Origin of the sequence: Brevibacterium jeotgali (genome assembly GCF_900169175.1) — a bacterium.
Classification (GTDB): domain Bacteria; phylum Actinomycetota; class Actinomycetes; order Actinomycetales; family Brevibacteriaceae; genus Brevibacterium; species Brevibacterium jeotgali.
On the sequence record NZ_FXZM01000031.1, the window covers coordinates 1 to 4,563 of the forward strand.

The 4,563-nt window shown below is 67.8% G+C and carries 5 protein-coding genes; all 5 read right to left on the reverse strand.

Annotated features, from left to right (window positions below; all coding sequences use genetic code 11):
* Positions 1-162: 162 nt before the first annotated feature.
* Entirely contained in the window at positions 163-918 is a 756-nt protein-coding gene (locus BJEO58_RS14555) for a hypothetical protein (RefSeq protein WP_101590173.1), read from the reverse strand.
* A gap of 112 nt (positions 919-1,030) precedes the next feature.
* Positions 1,031-1,825 (reverse strand): response regulator, encoded by a 795-nt coding sequence (locus BJEO58_RS14560; protein ID WP_101590174.1) that lies wholly within the window; start codon positions 1,823-1,825, stop codon positions 1,031-1,033.
* Positions 1,818-2,981 carry a sensor histidine kinase gene (locus BJEO58_RS14565; protein ID WP_101590175.1) on the reverse strand — a complete coding sequence of 388 codons (1,164 nt, stop codon included), beginning with the start codon at positions 2,979-2,981 and terminating at the stop codon, positions 1,818-1,820. Before BJEO58_RS14565 ends, BJEO58_RS14560 begins: the two co-directional genes overlap by 8 nt.
* Positions 2,978-3,886: a type II secretion system F family protein gene (locus tag BJEO58_RS14570; protein WP_101590176.1), complete on the reverse strand. Its 909-nt coding sequence runs from the start codon at positions 3,884-3,886 to the stop codon at positions 2,978-2,980. The genes BJEO58_RS14565 and BJEO58_RS14570 overlap by 4 nt, the downstream gene beginning before the upstream one ends.
* On the reverse strand, positions 3,883-4,413 hold the full coding sequence (locus BJEO58_RS14575; RefSeq protein WP_101590177.1) for a type II secretion system F family protein: 531 nt from the start codon (positions 4,411-4,413) through the stop codon (positions 3,883-3,885). The genes BJEO58_RS14570 and BJEO58_RS14575 overlap by 4 nt, the downstream gene beginning before the upstream one ends.
* Positions 4,414-4,563 lie beyond the last annotated feature (150 nt).

Sequence of the window (4,563 nt, forward strand, 5' to 3'; positions counted from 1 at the left end):
AGCTTGTTCATGGTGATTCCCTTCGCTGTGGTGAGCGGCCCGTGTGGTTGTCCGAACCTTGTGATCTCTACTCTTCCGGCGGCCGCGCCCCTGCGACAGGGCCCGCGGGCCGCATGGTGTGCCCACCGCTGCGACGACTCGCCGGGGGCCGTGGAGGGCAGCTCAGCGGTCCAGGCGGATGGTGTACATCCTCTCGAAGGCGGACTCCTCCCAGCTCACCAGGACATTGCCGGTGTAGTACGCGCGGGCGGATCCCTTTGCGCTGGTGCACTGCAGCGTCCACGCCTCGATCATCCCGCCCGGCAGGGGAGCACACGTGAGTCCCGCCGGAGTGACGACCTGCGCGGTCGCGGACGAATCGCCGCCGATCGACGGCACGAACCTGCTGCCCTGGCGGCTGGACGTCTCCTTGCTCCTGTGCACGTCGACGGAGATCCTGTTCCCGTGTTCGGGGAGGTAGCGCGTGAGGGTGCCTCCGTCGTTCTTCGCGGCGTAGTCCGCGGCAGCGGGCATGGCCGCGGCCACGGACCCAGCCCAGAACGGCTCCGGAGGGGAGTACACGTGATCGAGCTGGAACTCCTCCTCGTCCTCGTCCTCGTCTCCCTCGTCCTCGTCGTCGGTCCGGTCGTTGTCGCCCGAATCGTCCGATGGCAGCTCCTGGGGGCTCGCCTTCTGCGCACGCAGCCAGGCCTCGATCCATGTGGAGCGCGCGGTCTCTGCTGCGGACGTCGCAGCGGCATCAGCGCCCTTCTGCGTGCTGGACCGCAGATCCACCGCTTCCGCGAAGACCATGAAGGCGAACGTCGCGGCGATCACGACGACCGTTGTGAGGAGCACACCGATCGCCACCTGTCCGGTCTCACCGTCCTCGCGGGTCCGCTGCCGCAGCTGACCGACATGTACGCGCAGAGTTCTCACCAGTCATCCCTTCGTGTCGTCGCAGCACGGCGCCGGGGCGCGGTGCGGTCTCCTCCACCTTCGCGGGCGTCGCGTCGCGCGGACAGGGCACTCGGGCCTATGTTCGGCACCCTCACCGCGGGAGGGCGACGGTGCGCAGCCAGATGCTCACGGCCTCGGCCCGGGATGCGACGCTCAACTTCGCGAAGATGTGGTTGACGTGGTTCTTCACCGTCTTCTCGCTGAGGAAGAGGGAGTCCGCGATGACGCGGTTCGTGAGCCCCTCCGCGATGAGCTCCATGATCTCGCGCTCCCGCGCAGACAGACTGTACGGTGCCAGACCGCCCGTGCCCGTGGCGGCGTGGGCGCTCACGCGGCCCGTCGCGGTCTCCGGTCCGGGACTGCCGGTGGTGCTCGTGATCGGCGGGTCGTCGACGTGTTCCGCGATCGTGGGCGACGGAACCGGCGCGGCTGCGGTCGCACTGCCGGCCCGGTGTCCTGCGTGCAGCGCCCGTCGGTCGGCGAGGAGCGCTCCGGCCGCGGTCTGCGACACCAGGAGCGAGCCGCCGATGACAGACCGCAGGTTGTGAACGAGGTTGTCGACCTCCAGCTCGCTGTAGACGACGTAGCCCCGGGCCCCGGCGTCCAGCGCGGCCTGGATGACCTCCGCCTCCTCACTGTGGGTGAGCATGACGACGGTGCTGGTCCGGGACAGTTCCCGGGCCGCCACGATCCCGTCCGTCCCGGGCATCCGCACATCCAGGAGGCAGACGTCCGGAGACGTCTCGCGCGCCTTCTCCATCGCCTCCGCGCCGTCCGAGGCAGTCGCGACGAGTTCGAAGCCGTCGAGCGACTCGATGATGTGCTCGAGTCCTACGCGGACGACGGAGTTGTCGTCCGCGATGAGGATGCGCAGCGTCTCAGCCATGCTGTTCTGCTCCTTCCAAAGGTGCTGTGATGGTGATGGTGGTGCCCGCTCCGGGCTTCGATTCGATGCCGACCCGCCCGTTGATCGCGGCGGCCCGCTCCTTCATACCGGTGAGCCCGTAGTGGCCCACCCCGTCGGACGACTCGCGGTGGCGCATCCCCGTCCCCTCGTCGGCGACGGTCGCGACGATCCATCCGGGGAGTGTGCGCACGGTGACGTCCACGGTGTCGACCCTCGCGTGCTTCGCCGCGTTGATGACCGCCTCCTCCGTGATCTTCCGGACGACGTAGACGGCGGGATCCGAGACGAAGGCGCTCTGGTCGCTGATGTCGCTGCGGACGTGGATCCCATAGAGCGTCCCGACCTCCGCCAGTGAGCTGCGCAGCGATTCTGCGACGCACGCGCCGGACCCCTCGCGCAGGTCGGTGAGGATGGCCCGCGACTGATCGACCGCATCGTTCGCGGCCGCACTGATCCGACTCGCGGTCTCCGTCGACTCCGGGTGCCTGAGCCGCAGAGCGGCCGCCTGCAGCCCGATGCCCACGAGGGTCTTGGTGAGGGAATCGTGGAGTTCGCGCGCCAAGCGCGAGCGCTCCTCACCCAGGGCCGCGTCCCGCGCGTTCCGCGCCGCGACTTCCAGCGCCGAATCGACACGCCACTGCAGTGTCCGAAGCGTCGCGCCCATGTGGACGCACACCAGCACTGTGATGATCGTGGCCGAGACGGACACCGCCCCGATCCCGATCGGTGCCTGTGCGAGGTCCGCCTGGACGATCGACTCCGCCAGGAACGCGGAGATGATGAGCGTGGAGAGGATCGTGCGAGCCCCGGGAGCGAACAGCATGCCCACGAGCAGTGCCCCGCAGAACAGGTAGGCGACGTAGGGGGAGTCCACTCCCGCAGCGGCGATGAGACCGGTGGAGAGGCCCACATCGACGATCACGGTGGCGGGATGGCGCATGATGAACGGGACGACTCTGGACCACGCGAGGATGAGCACGAGGCTCACCCCGGTCGTCGTGGAGACGATGGTGATCTGGAACGCGGTGGGAGCCTGGTCGCTCCACGCGAGGACGACCGGCAGGCTGCACAGGAGTCGCATGAAGAGGACGACCTTCCCCGCCTGCATGAGGACTTGGCCGGGTGCCCACGTCATTGCCGGAGGTTCCCGAACAGCTGGCCGAAGTCGATGTCGACGGCGAAGAACATCCCCACTCCGATGAGGATCATCGTGGCCGGCACCATCACGAGGGACACGACCGCGGAGATCTTCGGATTGGCGCGCGCCGCCTTCTGCCGCGCGCGCTGTGCCGTCACACGCCGCATGTCGAGCGCTATCTGGTTGAGGGCGTCGGTGAGGGGCGACCCCAGCTCCTCCGACTGGAGGAGCGCGGTGATGAAGGATTCGAGGGATTCCGACGTCGTGCGCCTGCGCAGGTCCTCGAAGGCCTCTGTCCGCGACTGGCCCACGTCCATCTGTCGCAGCGTGAGGAGCATCTCCTCCGACAGCGGCCCATCGGACCGTTCGATGACCCTCTCCAGCGCTCCGCGGAACGAGAGCCCGGCGGACACGGTGACGGCCAGGACGTCCAGGAAGTCCGGCAGCTCGTCCTCGATCTCCTCCTGGCGCTCCGACGCCTTGGACCACAGCGCGATGTCCGGGATCAAGAAGAGGGCGAGGATGAAGGCGACGCCGGCGACCCAGAAGTTGAGGTACAGGCAGATGAGCAGCGTGGGCACCGCGCCCAGGATCACGAGCTTCGACTTCATCGTCATGAACTGCGCGAAGTCCGCGTAGTCGGCGCGCCCGGATTCGATGATCTTCCGGGTCATGAAGCGGCGATACGCGTCGCCCATCAGCGGACCGAGTTCACGCGCGAGCGACTGTGCCATGCGCCCGATCGGCCCCACGTCCGTCTTCTTGGCCTGCACGGACCGGTGGATCAGGCCACGATCCTGAGCGGTCAGTGCATCCAGGGGATCCGCACGCAGGAGCCGCACGCCATGCACACCGGCGAAGGCGACGGCGAGTGCTCCGAGTCCGAACGCGAATGCGATCACAGCTTCACCCTCGTCATCCGGTTGATGAGGACGATCCCCACCGCGTATCCCACTCCCGCGATCAGCAGTGCGAGCTGGCCGACGACGGTCGATGTCATGCTGTGGAGCACCTGGTCGTTCATGAACATGAGCAGGCAGAGGAGGACGATGCCCATCCCGGCGACCATGTATCCGGTGTAGCTGGACTCCGCGACGAGGGTGCGGACCTCTCGAGCAGTCTCCTTCCGCTCCTCCAGCGTGAACGACAGGTCGCGCAGCGCCGTGATGAGGGAACCTCCGGAGCGATGGGAGATGACGAGGGTGGAGACGAGGACACTCAGGTCGCGCCCCGGGATCCGCTCCTGCAGGCGTTCGAACGCGGCGTCCAAGGGCGTCCCGAGGTCCAGCTCCCGCGACATGTGCGCGATCTCGCGGCCTGCGGGGTCCGCCAGTTCGTCACCGGCGATCGCGAGCGCGGTCTGCACGGACAGCCCCGCACCGGTCGTCGATGCGAGGATGCGGCCGAACTCCGGCAGCTGCGCGATGATCTGCTCGCGCTGACGCTGGTAGACCTGACTTGGCTCACGTCTGCGGGTTGGCGCGTTCCGTAGCTCTGTGACCTGGGGTGATGTTGGGCCTGGGGGTGTGTTTCACGCACTAATCGGGGTGCTCTAGGCTCGTCGGGTGGCGTTCATCAG

Coding starts and splice junctions, on each gene's coding strand:
- BJEO58_RS14560 (WP_101590174.1), bottom strand. CDS start 1,825: ATGGCTGAGACGCTGCGCATCCTCATCGCGGACGACAACTCCGTCGTC.
- BJEO58_RS14565 (WP_101590175.1), bottom strand. CDS start 2,981: ATGACGTGGGCACCCGGCCAAGTCCTCATGCAGGCGGGGAAGGTCGTC.